This window comes from Flavobacterium sp., assembly GCF_965277525.1.
GTDB lineage: Bacteria > Bacteroidota > Bacteroidia > Flavobacteriales > Flavobacteriaceae > Flavobacterium.
In genome coordinates this window covers 31442-46901 of sequence record NZ_CBDIDC010000005.1, presented here as the reverse complement: position 1 = coordinate 46901, position 15460 = coordinate 31442, and the positions used below count along the sequence as shown (strand labels likewise).

Below are 15460 nucleotides of genomic sequence, written 5' to 3'. Positions count from 1 at the left end.
AAACGTTCAATACTACTTTATATACACTTTGATATTACTACTACAATATATTACATTTGTTACAGTGTATAATCCTGTTTGTCCATTTACAAAGAGTTCAACCATTTCACCTATTCGTGGAGGACTAGTAATATTTGAGTAAGTCTGTACTTGTAAAAACGTTGAGTTTCCATTTTGCAACGTGTAGTAATCAATTGTTATTGCCATTTTAACACCTAATTTTTTTAGTAAAAATACTAAAAATTTGCATATATATTTTTTCATGTGAAAATATTATTTTGTCTATATATTAAATCCAATAGCTTCGTTAAGCAATTGATTTATAATACATATAAACAAAATCTATCCAAAAGATGATTAGTGTAATTAATTTCGTACTTTCGGGTTGAATAACTAACCAATTAAACATTATGAAATTTACACGCAAAGATTTATATTATGATAATTATTCGTGGTCAGCTGATGGCGGTGATGATTCACATTACAAAGGATATTTAGATAGAATTAAGGTGGATAAGACCGAGGGATATGAAGTTGTATACTTTTGCAATGACTTCCTTGTTGAGAATAAAAAAGAATTGACTAAAGAAAATTTTCAAAGAGTAGAAAAAATACTTAAAAGTAAGGATTTAAGCAATATTGAATTACGTTCTGATTTAAATTATGAGGTAAATAAAAATTGGAATTTAATTGTGCTAAGACAAATTATTAACGGCTAAAAAAAAGCAACCACTAAATTGGTTGCTTTTTAACTTTTTGATAGTTTTTTTTTGTATATTCCACTTCAACTAACCTTAAAAATTATTAACATGGGATTTACGAAAAGTGATTTGTATTATAAAGACTATTCATGGGCTGCTGACGGTGGTGATAATCCACATTACAAAAAGTATTTAGACAGAATAAAAGTTGATAAAACTGAAGGTTATGAAGTTGTTTATTTCTGTAATGACTTTATTAAAGATCATAATAAATTAGCAACCAAAACGAATTTCCAAAGAGTAGAGAGGCTAATTAGAAGTAACGAACTAAAAAATATTGTTTACCGAAGTACTTTAAATTTTGAAGTTAACCGAAGATGGAATATCATTTTACTCTGATTAAAAGATTCAATTAGATCTCAATCACTTTATAATTTTGTATAATGTGAAGTTCTTTTTCTAATATATAAAAGAAAAGAGTTTTTATGAAGAGGATACTTAATTATAAAGATTTTCAAAATCGAGAAGTTTGTGAATCGAAATCTATTCCGGATATTGAAAAACATCCAGAAGATGAGAATGTCAAAATTACTGAAATCAGACCCGATGGTATAGTAGCCACTAATAGTGACGGTGAAAACACAATACTTTCTGAGGAAGATATTAATTGAAAGTAAAAAACCTGGCTTTAAAAGTCAGGTTTTCTTTTTGTCATGTTTTAAAAAATGGAATATTAACCTTTATGCTCTGTAAAATACGCCCATATAATCCCGACAACAAGCAGGATGTATATGTAAGATAGAATCTGTCCACCCATTGTATTTAGATAGAATACAACACCTAAAACTACAATTAACATAGGAATTATTATTTTCCAATGAGGGATTAGTTTTCGGATTATAATCATTGTCTTTCTTGCTGCTTCAATATTTTCAAGTTCATTTTGTTCTTGACGAAGTTTCTTTTGCTCACGTTCGTACTGCAACTCTTCAAATGTTTTACCAACACTCGGATTATTCTCATTGGTATTAATAGAAGATTCCTGATTACTATTCTTCCATTGTGTTGCACATTTGTTACTACAAAATGAATAACCAAGAACTAAATTTCGTCTATACCAAACGGTATCATGATCAGCTACTTTGGTATTACACCATTTACATACATTCATTAATTAACGGTTTTATGGGTTATTATATTAATTGATAATTGCATTTGACCCAATATCAAATATGAAATTGAAATCCCCTTTAAAATTGCAGTTTTCAAAAGTGATAACAGATTGTTTCTTTACTATAATTTCAAAAGTTCTATTGGTATTGTTTTGAAACATGCAGTCTTTAAAAATTACTCTTGAATTGTAAAATTCCATTAAAACAATACCAAAAGAATCTAAAAGAGGATCATTAATAAAATCATATTGTTCAATCGTATATACATAGTTTAAGTCAGAATATGTAATATCATTATTGCCTGAGTGAAAAAACAGAGTAGAATTAAATTTCCAATTCGGATTTGCCGATAGTTCTTTAGGATCAAGATAAATGCTATAGTTTCTTTTAGAACCTTGTATATGTAATTGAACACCATTAAGGAATCTAAGCATATGACAATGACTAACTTCATTTTTTATCATTATAGATGCTTTCCTAGTTTTATCCGTTTTAATCTTACCTATTGCATCAAAAAATTGAATTGTATCATGAACGATATATTCTACCATCCTTATAAGGTTGAAAAATAAGATTTTTCACTAGTTGCTGTTCCTACTCCGTTGGTGGCATAGCCAACAATATAATATTTAGTCTTGCTAGACAGTCCGGAAATTTCAAAATTCACAGGAGCAAAAATATTACTATTACTCCAGCCACTACTACTTATAATTTTACCTACGCTATTTCCGTCCATATCAAAACATCTAACACTAATATCTTTTATGTTATCGCTACCTTGCGTTTTCACCGTTACTGTCGCATAGGCAGATAAGCCACTCGCTCTTCCAGATGCGATTACTGTAGGTTTGTTACCACCAGTTGTTTTTACCCATATTGTTGCGCCATATGCAATACCAGCTGCACTAATTGCATAAGCACGGACATAATAGGTTTTGAATGGCTGTAAATTGGTTAAAGAAGTTGTATATGAGCCAATACCGACACCATCTTTTGTGTGATTAGATGTTATAGTAGGTTGTGGATAAAAGTCATCATAACACACACCTCGCTGTGTTACAGGGGTATTACCTTCATTTAGTACAATACCACCAACAATTGCTGAAGTTTCATTTATTGAAGACGCATCCGAAGTGGTAACAGTAGGCAAGACAAATGAGGTTGTGGTAAAAGACAAAACCTGTCCGTAGCTAATTCCAGCAAGATTACTCGCAAATGCACGTACATAATAGGTTGTATTTTGTTCTAAATCTGTAATAGAACTAGAAAATTCAGAATTTCCCGAACTTTCAACTTTTTGATCTTTTACCTCAGGCTTAGGGTTTGTTTTGCTATAATAAAACCCTTTCGATAATACTTTAGAAGAGCCATCATTTTCAATTTTCCCATTAAATATTGCACTGTTTTGGGTAATTGAAGAAACTGATGTGGTTGTTAGTGTTGGAACACTTATAGTCTTGGTTGTAAAAGTCAGTTCGTTTCCATATATAGTTGTTGAATTAGTTCTTATATATGGTCTTGCATAATATTTACTATTATGTTGTAAGTTTTCAAATTTTCCAACATACTGCCCTAGAATATTCCCTGGTTCTTCATACTTTATATCATTAATAGTTGGATTGGTTTGCATAGCAATACAAATACCACGGAATAATACATTTTCTTTTCCACTAGTATTTAGATTAGCATTTATGACTGCCGAACTTTCTGTTACATTGATAATCTCTGATATTTTGAAATCTATAATTGATTTGTCTTCATCCTTTTCACTACTTGAACAGCCAAAATTTATTGTAAGCAATGCTCCATAAAACAAAATAACAAATGGTAAAAGGGATAGTTTCTTTGTAATTTTTCTCATTTTTCTTCAGATTTAAATTGTTGGTTTTTAAGATTTCGATGACAAATATAATAAAATTCGACTTATAAGTCGAATTTGTTTTTAAAAATCATCCGGTTACTTCTTTTCCTTTGTTTTATGAAGGATATTGAGATATTAGAAGCCGAACTTGTTGATAGAATTTATAAGCTATTCATTACTAAATTTGATGGTAATAAGAGCAGCTTTGCTAAAGCGAGTAACTGTACTGAAACTACTATTCGAAGAATTCTACTTAATCAACAAGGCATTACGATAAATCTTCTGATAAGAATATCAAATGCACTTGATACAACTCCAAGTGAACTTTTAAAAGGTATGCATCTAAATAAAGAAGAATAATTCTTATTTTTAAGTCTAAAACTTCCTCTTATGATACCGAAGCTAAACCGAACTAACAATTTTCAAATACAGATGGTCATTCTGTGGATAATTATTATTGTAACAATTATATTCTTCGTTGATAATCGTTACAAGATGGCTGAATTGGAAAGAAAAATTAAGAGAATTGATAAGGAATTGTATTTAAAAGAAAACACATTTCAGAAAAGACAAAAAGAATTTGATAAACAAGCTGAGAAACACCGCAAGCAGATCGAAGAATACAAAAAAACCTTAAATAAATAAGTTTTTTATCCATAGTACGGAAAACCGTAACTAAATAATTTACAGATAATGTATTTTGGCAAAATTAATCTTAAAAACAAAAACATTATGCCACATTATCACCTTTCTTATGATTTTGATGAAAAATTAAACGATGACACTTTCAATAATTACGATGAAGCTAGAGAATATTTATTGTGTGTTTTAACACAATTTCCTAGCTATGTAACAATGTATGAATATTGCGAATCAACGCTCATAATAGAAGTATCAAATACTAATAAACACACCTTTTTTGATTACACAAAACCAAGGCTAGAACCATATTTCTATTATTTTGTATCAGAAATATCCACTAGTACAAATGGTAATTTATATATTAATAACAATAAAAATGAAAAATTAAATAAAAGCTTACAGAAAGAATTGAAAGACTTAGATTGTTCTATTTAATTACTAAAAACTAAATAATGTGAATAATCTTTTGAATAAAAAGAACATATTTGTCCATCAATTGTAACCATATATCTTTTAGCATCATATATTTCGATATGTGATGCTATTTTAAATGATCTTACAAAGTAATCTAACCATACGAATTTAACTCCAAATTTTCTAAATAAAAATCTTCCTAACTTATCTCTTAAATTGTATAATCCCCAAACATTTCTTCCTAGCAGAAAATATAGGGCATTATGCATTCTTGATGGTTTGCATCTTAACTTTTCTAAATCATCCATGATTAAAACTTCTTTTTTTTATTATATATATAAAAAGGTTTCTCTCATATATATATTACAAAATGAAATGTACATTTTCAAATATTGAAAACATTTTCAAAAGTCTAGTAAATATTGAGGTTTAACAAGTAATTCTTTGAATTGTACAAAAAATGAAATGTACATTTTGAAGAATAAATAACATGAGTACCTGCTTCACAGCATATTCAAAAGCCTTTCAGCATATGTTTTTAAATTAATGGGTTGCCTAATGGGTTTACTCAAGAATTATGTAAACTCCTAATTTCCAACTTAAAGAAAAAACAAAATGTTCATTTCATTTTAATTTTGTGTACATTTCATTTTTTCGCTCATAATTCCAAGCATACGATTTTGTTGAATTATGGAAATAAATATTTAAGTTTACATTTCAATATTTAAATATAACAGAATGACCATACAAATCTGCTTTAATAACGATTTTAAGTCCTTGTCATTAGATTCCGTTATAAATATTACTTTGGACGATAAGAATGGGTATTCTGAAAAAATTGATATCAATCAAAAAGTTGTAGTGCCAACTGACGGCGCAACAAGATTTCTTGTGTTCTACTTGCCTAAATCTAGTTTTACCTCTATTGCTTGTAAAGAACTTATCAATTATTATGACGAAGCTGTAGTGAAATCAAATAACTTGGAGTGCAGAATGGGGATGCAAGGCGACATCTCAATTGGTATTCACACTGTTGTTTATTCCAAAAAAATTTACTTGTACACTGAAGATGAAATAACAGAAGGTGATTTAAAAATCTTAAACGGGATTGCAATTGAGAAAGGACTATACTTAACTTTTAGAAACCGAGAATATTTAAAAATGAAAATGGAAACAGATAAACCACTTGCTTTTATATCCCACGACTCCAGAGATAAAAAATTAATTGCCAGACCTCTAGCACACGGTCTAAGTTCCAGACTATGCTCTGTATGGTATGATGAGTTTAGTCTTAACATTGGTGATAGCCTTCGGGAGTCAATTGAAAAGGGGATAAAAGAAGCAAAGAAATGTATCTTGATATTAACACCAAATTTTCTTAACAATCCAGGGTGGGGAAAGAAAGAATTTGATTCCATCTTTACTAGAGAAATGATATATGAAGAGAAAATCATTTTACCAATTTGGTACGGTGTGACTAAGAAAGAAATTTATGAATATTCACCTGCACTTGCGGATACACTTGCGCTAGTATGGCCCAATGAAACAGAATTAAATAAAGATGATTATGAAAAGGAAGTTGAATTAGCTATTAGTAAAATACATACAGTAATTAGCAAAAGCAATTAATAAATTGAAGAAAGAAAGCCGTAATTTAATTACGGCTTTCTTTTCTTAAAAGTATATTTATAGAAATGATATAAGATCAAGTTATATCCTAATCAATAGCGATAGGTTACACACGTATATCATTCCCTTAATTATTTCAATACTTTTAATGAGACAGTTTCGAGCAGTAACTTTGGTACTGAAGGAACATTAAATAATAATTGTACTTTCAATCCGTTAGACAAAGTAGTAGAACTTTATGAACGTTTAGTTCAGGCAGAGAAAGATAAAGTGGAGTATTTGGAAAAATTGTTTAAAAAGGAATAATTTTTTTGTAGACAATATATTGTAAAAAGAGACTTTGTGAAAAGTCTCTTTTTTGTTGATAATAACATGAAGTTCTCTAGTTGAAACGGCACAAATTTACATTTATAAATAGTGAAACCTGCTCTGAAAAAGCCTGTTTTTAAGGTTTCGAACATTTCTGATTTGTAATAATCTTTGCTATCAGTATATGTTTGCGTGATCGAATTATAAATCTCCGATATCGTTGTGTGGGTCTGTGCGTTGAGGTTCTAAACCCGACAGGTTTTCAAAACCTGTCGGGTTTGTTTCCGGGTAATCTGAATAATTTAGTTTTTATAACAGAATGCAAGGTGTGCAGGGATAACATTACACAGATTTACAATTATTGCCTGACAGTTTTTTTGTTATTTTTAAATAAAGCCCAATCCTAAGAGTGGAACTTCTTAAATTATCTAATTATCAAACCATCCAATAAAATCTGATATTTTCTCCCCACTGGAACAATTTCTCCATTAGACATAGTAAGAGATTTTAAAGTTACAGTCGTAATTTCGGATGTGTTTACAATATAAGAGCGATGCACTTGTAGAAAGTCGTTGCTGTCAATTTCATCGGCTATACTCGAGAGTGAACCGTAGATGATAATGGGTGATTTTAGCTTTTTGCTGTAGAGTTTCATATAGTTGCCCAGGCTTTCGATATAAACAATATCACTTAAAAGCGTATCAATCATTTGGCCGTTTACGCGCTGCGAAAGTACTTTTTCGTTGGCGTTGTTTTCTTTTTTTATACTTTTTCCGGAATAATAAATCTTCGCTTTTTCGATGGCTTTAGAAAATTTTTCGAACGAAATAGGTTTGAGTAAATAATCTATAGCATCGTTTTGGTAGGCCGAAAGCGCAAAGTCAGAGTAAGCTGTGGTTACAATCGTTAGCGGTCTTTTAGGCTGTAATTCCATCAATTCAACACCTGAAATTACGGGCATATTAATATCCAGAAAAATAATATCGTAAGTGTTTTCATTGAGCATTTTTACCGCTTCCATACCGCTAAAAGCACTTCCGGAATGCTCCAGATCGTCAAATTTCGAAATATGCGATGCCAATGCCTTATGTGCGGGCGATTCATCGTCTATGATAAGACAGCGGTAGGTAAGTGCCATATATTCAATTTTACGATAAAGGTATTCTTTTCTTTCTTGCAGTTCAATTCATGTTTTAAGCCGTAAACCTCAAGACGTCTTTTTAGGTTTTCGATTCCAATTCCCGTACTCGAAAGCCGTGAGCCGGATTCGAGATAATTGTTCTTTAATGTAAAAGACAAGTGATTGCATTTTACTTTTAGATCTATGGTAATAAAAGGCTCCGGAGTTTCAGCTGAAAACTTAACGGCATTTTCTACTAAAGGCAAAAAGAACAAAGGCGGAATATCAATATTGTCAAAAGTCCCTTCATAGTTTTGCGTTACTTTGAGTCTTTCGTTTCGAAACGTATAATATTCGATGTATTTTTCAATGAACCCTATTTCTTCGGCAACCAAAACATAATCTTTTTTGGTGGCTTCAATCTGGTAGCGCAGCATATCGGCAAGATTGAGAATCCTGTCCGGTAATTTATCAGGTTCGCTTAAAGATTCTCCGTATAAATTATTCATGGCATTCAGTAAAAAATGCGGATTGAGTTGCTGTTTCAAAAACGAAAGTTCTGATTTGAAATTCATGATATCTTTATCCGTTTGCGAGACTTTTTTCATGATTCCCAAATGAAGAAAATACAAACATGTCCCGTTAAAAATTAAAGATATAATCGATAAGGTTTTCATTTTCCCCAGTCCGGCATACAAAAAGTAGTCGGTCATTAAAGAGTAAAATAAAATCCAATAGATGACAAATACAACCCAGAAAACCCTATATTTTTTTCTAAAAAGAAATTTATTAATGATAAACATATTGCTTATTGCAACACCCACATACATAGGTAAATAGCCAAGGCAAATATTTTGCAGCAGAATAAAAGAATCTTTTTTATAGTAGTTCATTTCGTCGTAAATACAAACGAAAATAATACCAATAACAAGAAGGTTTACGATGAGGTTTCGGAAAAAAAAGTTCTGATAAATTTTAAGAATCGTCATAACGGCAAAATTAGGGTAATATTATAGTTTATAGCGATTTGTCGAATAAATTTATACCAACGCCATTCGTATAAATGATACGCCACTAGTATAATTATGTTATTATAATAGGAGTCTGAAACTTATTTTTGCCCCAGATTTTGATTCTCCAAAAACAATCTTAAATTTTATACCGGTTTATGAAAACAAAAATAATTTGTATTTTATTTATATGTGCTTCTATACGTACCATTGCCCAGGAAAAAGATGCGCCAATGAAAACGGTCGTAAAATCGATAACAGATAAATTTCCGACAACCAGAATTTTAGATGTGCAATACGAACAATTGGGACCAACTAATTTTGATTCGAAACTTTTTGGAAATCATTTCGAGAGAGGAAGAATCGACACGCATAACCGGCTAAAAGTGGCCATCAATGTGCCTTTTTATGCAACCGAATCGAAACGTTTTATTCTAACCGGTTCTTTGCGCTATAAATATGAAACGTACGGTTTTGGTGATATCTATAATGTCAATTCTGCCGTGCCATCTACCAGGGCAAATCAGGAAATTCATTATTTTGCCGGAGCTTTGAGCGCAACGTATATGTCAATGCTTTTTCGTAAACCTGTTATTTACAATGCCACGGCAACGGTTGACGGGAATGAAGATAATATACAGCGTGTTAAAGGTTTTGTTACGGCAAATATTGTCCTGAAAAGAACTGCCAACACTACCATTACCATTGGGGCGCTGGCTATGTTGGATCCTTCATCAATTATTCCGGTCACGCCTCTTTTTACCTATAATCATAAATTTGAAAATTCTAATTGGGATATTGATTTCATTCTGCCACAACGTTTACTGTTCAGAAGAGAATTGTTGGAAAATGGAAGAATTTCCTTAGGTACAGAATTGAATTCTGAAAGTTTTTACTTAAATTTATCCACACCAAATCTAAAGGGAATCTACGAATTAAATCAGTTAGAATTAAAGTCCGGCTTTACCTATGAATATCGTTTTTCATCCAAAATAAACGGATTATTTAAAGCGGGGATTAATAATGTTTTAAGTACGCGTGTAACAGAAAGGGGTGAACGAACGTCTAAGTATATTTATGATCAGAAGCAAGATGCTCAGGGGTATTTTAGATTTGGAATTTCTTATAATCCTTTTTAATCAGAATTCGTGATTTAGCACAGTTCTATAGTTCGTTTATTATTTGGTAAAGTATTAAAATAAATAATTATGGTTGTTGAAGTTTTTAAGACAAATGTTCAAAAAGAAGCAGATACAAATTACATCATTGCCGTTATTCAAACTCAATTTCCTGATTATAGAATTAATTTTGATTTAGAAGATTGTGATAAAATATTACGGGTAGAAGGTATAGATTTGGAGCCAAACAACATCATAGACTATGTCAATTGTCTGGGGTATACTTGTGTAAAATTAGAATAGTATCAAGATGATAAACTTTATTATTTCCTGTGTTTTTTCTGTTATTGAAACAGTTCTGAATTTCCTTTTTTAAGTAACGAGCCTTTGTTCAGTTTGTGGGCATTATTTTTTTAAATTTGTGCCCTTATGAAAAAAGTACTTTCTCTCTTTGACTTTACCCAAAAAGTCAATTACAAAAATGAAATTTTAGCAGGTTTAACCGTTGCCATGACGATGATTCCCGAATCGTTGTCATTTGCTATTTTGGCCGGTTTTCCGCCTTTGGTAGGTTTATATGCTGCTTTTATTGCCGGTTTGGTTACTGCTGTTTTTGGCGGAAGACCCGGAATGATTTCAGGCGGGGCAGGAGCAACTGTTATTGTTTTGATCGCTTTAATGAAATCACACGGTATAGAATATGTTTTTGCAGCCGTCGCACTTGGTGGCGTAGTCCAGATTTGCATTGGACTTTTTAAACTCGGAAAATTTATCAGATTGGTACCACAGCCCGTTATGTTTGGTTTCGTAAACGGATTGGCAGTCGTGATTTTCATGTCGCAATTAGAGCAATTTAAAACTGTCGTCAACGGACAAACCGCATGGTTGCAAGGAACACCTTTGTATATTATGCTGGGTTTAGTTGCACTAACAATTGCAGTCGTTTTACTTTTTCCGAAGATCACAAAAGCTGTTCCGGCTTCTTTGGTGGCGATTATAGTGGTGTTTGCCATTGTGCTTGTATTTAATATCGAAACCAAAACAGTTGAAGATATTGCTTCTGTTCAGGGAGGTTTTCCTCCGTTTCATATCCCGAATATTCCGCTTTCTTTTGAGACTTTCAAAGTTATATTTCCGTATTCCGTGATTGTTGCCGCTGTTGGTCTGACAGAAGGTTTGCTGACATTGAATCTTGTAGATGAAATTACCGGAACACGTGGTAACAGCAACAGAGAATGTATCGCACAAGGAAGTTCGAATATCTTAAATGGTTTCTTTTTTGGGATGGGAGGTTGTCCAATGATTGCGCAAACTCTTGTAAATCTTTCTGCTGGTTCCAGAGCCCGGCTTTCAGGAATAATTGCCGCATTGACAATTTTAATAATCATACTTTTTGGAGCTCCTGTAATTGGCAAATTACCCATGGCAGCTTTAGTGGGCGTGATGATGATGGTCGCGATTACAACTTTTGAATGGTCAAGTTTCAGAATTATCAACAAGATGCCAAAGCACGATATTTTTGTGGGTATTTTGGTTGCTGTGATAACTATTGTGTTACATAATCTGGCTTTAGCCGTTTTGATTGGCGTGATTATTTCAGCACTTGTTTTTGCCTGGGAAAGCGCCAAAAGAATTCATGCGAAGCATTTTATCGATGAAGCAGGAGTAAAGCATTACCAAATTTACGGGCCATTATTCTTTGGCTCGATAAAGGCTTTTACAGAAAGTTTCGATGTTGCCAATGATCCTGATCATGTGATTATCGATTTTAAAGAAAGCCGTATCGCTGATATGTCAGCGATTGAAGCCTTGAATAATTTAACGAAGAAATACCATCAGGTCAATAAAGTAATAGAACTCCAATATTTAAGTACCGATTGTATCACATTGCTTAAAAATGCTGAGGCAGTAATTAAAGTAAATGTTATCGAAGATCCTACTTATAAAGTGGTTAGTTAATGAGGAAATGTGTCAATTAGAAAATAAGATAATTTGAAAAAATCTAATAAAAATTAATATAGATATGTCTCCAATGTTCTATAGAGGCGCTCCACTAAACCCGACAGGTTTTTAAAACCTGTCGGGTTTGACACGTTATTGATTATCACATTTTCTAATTGACACATTACCTCATTATAAAAAGATTGATTTTTGTAACTTTATCAAATGAAACGAACAGAAACCCTTGAAGATTTTTATACGATAAAAATAAAAGGAATGCCCGAGAATCTTAAAAAAGAAATCGGACATTTTAATGTTTTTAAACTCGATGATTATGTTGGGACTACTTGTAATCCTTTGCCTTATACCCGAAAAGATTATTATAAAATAAGTTTGATTATCGGTAAAAACAAAGTGCATTATGCGGATAAAATTGTCACGATACAAGATCAGGCTTTGTTTTTTGCCAATCCGCAAATTCCGTACAGTTGGGAACATATCGATGAAAACCAAACCGGATTTTTCTGCATTTTTACTGATGCTTTTTTTAGTCAGTTTGGAAATTTAAAAGAATATCCTTTATTCCAACCCGGAGGAAATCCGATTGTTCCTGTTTCGAAAGAACTTGCCGACTCTTTAAAAGCATTATATTTAAGAATGTTTGATGAAATAGATTCAGATTATGCCTTTAAGTATGATGTACTTCGAAATCTGGTTTTTGAGATTATCCATCTGGCACTCAAAACACAAACAGTAACTGCTTCATTATACAGTAAATCAAATGCCACGATTAGGGTTTCATCTTTATTTATGGAATTGCTGGAAAGACAATTTCCAATTGAATCTGTGTCGCAACAGATTAATTTTCGTTCGCCCTCTGAATATGCCGGTCAGCTAAACATTCATGTCAATCATCTAAATAAGGCGCTAAAAGAAACCACAGGAAAAACAACCTCACAGATTATATCCGAAAGAATTATTCAGGAAGCGATGATTTTACTCAAACAAACCAATTGGAATATTAATGAAATTGCATGGTGTTTGGGTTTTGAAGAATTGTCTCATTTTATTAATTTTTTTAAGAAAAACACCCAGGTTTCGCCTAAGGCGTATCGCATAACTGAAATTGTTTGATTTTTATAACTTCTGCTTTGATTTCTTTAATTTTTTAGAAGTACCTCGCCAATACCTTTGTTTTGAATTAAAAATGTAAAATCATGGAAAATAACAAAGTTTGGTTTATCACAGGTGCTTCAAAAGGACTTGGATTAGAATTGGTTAAAAAATTATTGAAAGAAGGTTATAAAGTGGCCGCAACATCAAGAAGTGAAGAGGCTTTGGTTAAAGTACTTGGAGAAGCATCTGAAAATTTTCTTCCTTTAGAAATGGATTTGGTTGATGAAAAAAGTGTCAAAAATGCAATTGAAGTAACGGTGAGTTATTTTAAGACTATTGATGTTTTAGTAAACAATGCCGGTTATGGTTTGTTAGGGGCGTTAGAGGAATTAACAGATGCAGAAGCAAGAAAAAACTATGAGGTAAATGTTTTTGGGTTATTGAATGTAATCAGAAATGCTATGCCTTATATGCGTGCTAATCGATCAGGGCATATTTTTAATATTTCATCTGTTGGAGGTTTTTATGGAGGTTTTCCGGGTTGGGGAATTTATTGTTCTACAAAATTTGCGGTTGCAGGTTTAACAGAATCATTGGCGGCGGAAATAAAATCGTTCGGGATCAATGCCACAATTGTGTATCCGGGTTATTTTAGAACTGATTTCTTAAAAGACAGTTCGTTATTATTGCCTCAAAATCCAATGGCAGATTATAAAGAAGTGAGACAATCTGAAAGTGCACACAAAGAGGATATCAATCAAAATCAACCGGGAGATCCTGAAAAATTAGCAGAAGCCCTAATCAAAATGAGTCACGAAGAAAATCCTGCTCTACATTTATTTTTGGGACAAGATGCGTATGATATGGCCAACCAAAAGATAGAAAGTGTTCAAAAAGAGTTAGAAAACTGGAAAAAGGTTTCTGTATCAACCGGATTTTAAATTGCCAATTTGGAAATGAGATAATTTGAAAATTAGATAGTGAGCAACTAAGTCATCATTATTTAATTTTCAAATTATCTCATTGACACATTACTTAATTTTTCAACATATTCTGTACTTCACTAAATTTGCCATCAACTTCGTCGATTTTTAAATCTAAAATATGCGCGATCAAAGGATAGACAGAGACGTTTTGAAAGGACTTAAATTCTTTGTCGACTTTAAAAGCGGGACCTTTTGCATAAAAAATAGCCTGCATGTCTTTTTCTTTATTATCATAACCGTGTGTTCCGCCTTTTATATTTTGAGTTTTACTATTGGCTAAACTGTATCCTTTTTTAGCTTCAATAACAAAATCATGAACTCTTGGGTTGGTTCCGTAATGCAATCTTTTAGGAACTTCATTAGATTTCCAGAATTTAATATGCGGTACTTTTTTTAAAGCAATTGCAATGGAATCATGATAACCCGGTTTTGCCTGAATGCTCATAATAGGATTAATAACGGTTTTATATCCCAACCATTCCGGTTTTAGATAATCTAAGATAACTACTTTTTTATCGTTGCTGATATTTGCCATTCCGTGATCTGAAACAATAATCAAATTGATTTGTTTTCCGATGGATAATTGATCCAGTTTAGAAGATAATTCTCCCATAAGTGAATCCATCTTTTTGATTATTTTTTCGTTTTCAGGAGAAAGAGGTCCAAAATTATGACCTGTATGATCGGGTTCATCAAAATACAAAGTAATTAAATGCGGACGTTGTTTTTCAGGAAGCTGTAGCCATTTTATAACCGTATCGATTCTGTTTCCGTACGGAATTTTATCATCATAACTTTTGTAATAAGTAGGTCTTTTTTGATCTGTGTCAGATCCTGGCCAAAAGAAAGAAGCTGTTTTTATACCTTGTTGTTCCGCTACATTCCAAATTGGATTTCCACCATAAAAGCGCGAATCATTTTTGGCATTGGTAGATAATGAAAACGATTCATTCAAAGTAGCGTCGTAAAAAACATTATTGATGATTCCGTGATGATCCGGATAAAGGCCTGTAACTATAGAATAATGATTAGGGAAAGTTTTGCTTGGATAAGAAGGCCGCATCGATTTAGCGTGAACGCCTTCTTTCGCAATTTGATTCAGATTTTGAAGTTTAAAATGTTTCGCATAATCCCAACGAAATCCATCCATAGAAACCAAAACAACATAAATATCTTTGTTGGTTTGGGAATGTGAAAGAGTGGTAAGAAGTAAGAATGTAAAAAATAAAAGGTGAGTCGTGAATTTTCTCATTTTGCAATTTTAATAGATTGCAAATTTACTGATAAACGATTTTTTAATTAAAAATAGAATGTTAAACTAAAGAAAAGTTTACAGAACACAGAGAAAAAGTTTGCCACAGATTTAAGGGATTAAAATAGATTAATCTGTGAGAATCATTTTAATCTCTGGCAAAAAAAAACGCCAGATACTTAATCTGGC

Annotated in this window: 19 protein-coding genes and 1 pseudogene; 13 read left to right on the top strand and 7 right to left on the bottom strand. The window is 32.1% G+C overall.

Annotated features, from left to right (window positions below; translation table 11 throughout):
• Window positions 1–410: 410 nt before the first annotated feature.
• The 3 genes from ACQY44_RS08560 (at window position 411) to ACQY44_RS08550 (ending at window position 1372) form a co-directional block, all read left to right on the top strand.
• The gene (locus ACQY44_RS08560; RefSeq protein ID WP_428229965.1) at window positions 411–719 is read left to right on the top strand and encodes a hypothetical protein; all 309 of its coding nucleotides are present in this window, start codon (window positions 411–413) and stop codon (window positions 717–719) included.
• 90 nt (window positions 720–809) lie between these two features.
• Window positions 810–1100: a hypothetical protein gene (locus tag ACQY44_RS08555; RefSeq protein WP_428229964.1), complete on the top strand. Its 291-nt coding sequence runs from the start codon at window positions 810–812 to the stop codon at window positions 1098–1100.
• Between the two features lie 86 nt (window positions 1101–1186).
• On the top strand, window positions 1187–1372 hold the full coding sequence (locus ACQY44_RS08550) for a hypothetical protein (RefSeq protein ID WP_428229963.1): 186 nt from the start codon (window positions 1187–1189) through the stop codon (window positions 1370–1372).
• Window positions 1373–1434: 62 nt separating this feature from the next.
• Here the strand turns inward: ACQY44_RS08550 and ACQY44_RS08545 are convergent, their stop codons facing one another.
• From ACQY44_RS08545 to ACQY44_RS08535, 3 genes are read right to left on the bottom strand one after another with little or no spacing between them, the layout of a single operon-like run.
• Window positions 1435–1872, bottom strand: coding sequence for a hypothetical protein (locus tag ACQY44_RS08545; protein WP_428229962.1), 438 nt, complete (start codon window positions 1870–1872; stop codon window positions 1435–1437).
• A gap of 27 nt (window positions 1873–1899) precedes the next feature.
• A complete protein-coding gene (locus ACQY44_RS08540; protein ID WP_428229961.1) occupies window positions 1900–2424 on the bottom strand; it encodes a hypothetical protein in 525 nt (174 codons plus the stop codon).
• Between the two features lie 2 nt (window positions 2425–2426).
• Window positions 2427–3734, bottom strand: a complete 1308-nt coding sequence (locus ACQY44_RS08535) for a hypothetical protein (protein WP_428229960.1) — start codon at window positions 3732–3734, stop codon at window positions 2427–2429.
• 117 nt (window positions 3735–3851) lie between these two features.
• On the opposite strand from ACQY44_RS08535, the gene ACQY44_RS08530 reads away from it, so the two are divergent.
• From ACQY44_RS08530 to ACQY44_RS08520, 3 genes are all read left to right on the top strand, one after another.
• The gene (locus ACQY44_RS08530; protein WP_428229959.1) at window positions 3852–4094 is read left to right on the top strand and encodes a helix-turn-helix domain-containing protein; all 243 of its coding nucleotides are present in this window, start codon (window positions 3852–3854) and stop codon (window positions 4092–4094) included.
• 30 nt (window positions 4095–4124) lie between these two features.
• Entirely contained in the window at window positions 4125–4379 is a 255-nt protein-coding gene (locus ACQY44_RS08525) for a hypothetical protein (protein ID WP_428229958.1), read from the top strand.
• 87 nt (window positions 4380–4466) lie between these two features.
• Complete coding sequence (locus ACQY44_RS08520) at window positions 4467–4811, top strand: hypothetical protein (RefSeq protein ID WP_428229957.1); 345 nt, start codon at window positions 4467–4469, stop codon at window positions 4809–4811.
• Here ACQY44_RS08520 and ACQY44_RS08515 read toward each other — a convergent pair.
• Window positions 4808–5098, bottom strand: coding sequence for a hypothetical protein (locus tag ACQY44_RS08515; protein ID WP_428229956.1), 291 nt, complete (start codon window positions 5096–5098; stop codon window positions 4808–4810). The genes ACQY44_RS08520 and ACQY44_RS08515 overlap by 4 nt on opposite strands.
• 430 nt (window positions 5099–5528) lie before the next feature.
• Between ACQY44_RS08515 and ACQY44_RS08510 the strand changes: the two genes are divergently transcribed.
• Entirely contained in the window at window positions 5529–6419 is an 891-nt protein-coding gene (locus ACQY44_RS08510; protein WP_428229955.1) for a toll/interleukin-1 receptor domain-containing protein, read from the top strand.
• 129 nt (window positions 6420–6548) lie between these two features.
• A pseudogene (locus ACQY44_RS08505) lies at window positions 6549–6725 on the top strand (transcriptional regulator); the annotation flags it as partial.
• A 427-nt stretch (window positions 6726–7152) separates the two neighbouring features.
• On the opposite strand, the gene ACQY44_RS08500 reads toward ACQY44_RS08505, so the two are convergent.
• On the bottom strand, window positions 7153–7866 hold the full coding sequence (locus ACQY44_RS08500) for a LytR/AlgR family response regulator transcription factor (protein WP_428229954.1): 714 nt from the start codon (window positions 7864–7866) through the stop codon (window positions 7153–7155).
• On the bottom strand, window positions 7836–8837 hold the full coding sequence (locus tag ACQY44_RS08495) for a sensor histidine kinase (RefSeq protein WP_428229953.1): 1002 nt from the start codon (window positions 8835–8837) through the stop codon (window positions 7836–7838). Before ACQY44_RS08495 ends, ACQY44_RS08500 begins: the two co-directional genes overlap by 31 nt.
• Window positions 8838–9016: 179 nt before the next feature.
• Between ACQY44_RS08495 and ACQY44_RS08490 the strand changes: the two genes are divergently transcribed.
• From ACQY44_RS08490 to ACQY44_RS08470, 5 genes are all read left to right on the top strand, one after another.
• Complete coding sequence (locus tag ACQY44_RS08490; protein WP_428229952.1) at window positions 9017–9997, top strand: hypothetical protein; 981 nt, start codon at window positions 9017–9019, stop codon at window positions 9995–9997.
• A 69-nt stretch (window positions 9998–10066) separates the two neighbouring features.
• Window positions 10067–10279, top strand: a complete 213-nt coding sequence (locus ACQY44_RS08485; protein WP_428229951.1) for a hypothetical protein — start codon at window positions 10067–10069, stop codon at window positions 10277–10279.
• Window positions 10280–10405: 126 nt separating this feature from the next.
• On the top strand, window positions 10406–11935 hold the full coding sequence (locus ACQY44_RS08480) for a SulP family inorganic anion transporter (protein ID WP_428229950.1): 1530 nt from the start codon (window positions 10406–10408) through the stop codon (window positions 11933–11935).
• 207 nt (window positions 11936–12142) lie between these two features.
• Window positions 12143–13051 carry a helix-turn-helix domain-containing protein gene (locus tag ACQY44_RS08475; RefSeq protein ID WP_428229949.1) on the top strand — a complete coding sequence of 303 codons (909 nt, stop codon included), beginning with the start codon at window positions 12143–12145 and terminating at the stop codon, window positions 13049–13051.
• Between the two features lie 83 nt (window positions 13052–13134).
• Window positions 13135–13974: an oxidoreductase gene (locus ACQY44_RS08470; RefSeq protein WP_428229948.1), complete on the top strand. Its 840-nt coding sequence runs from the start codon at window positions 13135–13137 to the stop codon at window positions 13972–13974.
• Between the two features lie 94 nt (window positions 13975–14068).
• Here the strand turns inward: ACQY44_RS08470 and ACQY44_RS08465 are convergent, their stop codons facing one another.
• Complete coding sequence (locus tag ACQY44_RS08465; RefSeq protein WP_428229947.1) at window positions 14069–15271, bottom strand: ectonucleotide pyrophosphatase/phosphodiesterase; 1203 nt, start codon at window positions 15269–15271, stop codon at window positions 14069–14071.
• Window positions 15272–15460 lie beyond the last annotated feature (189 nt).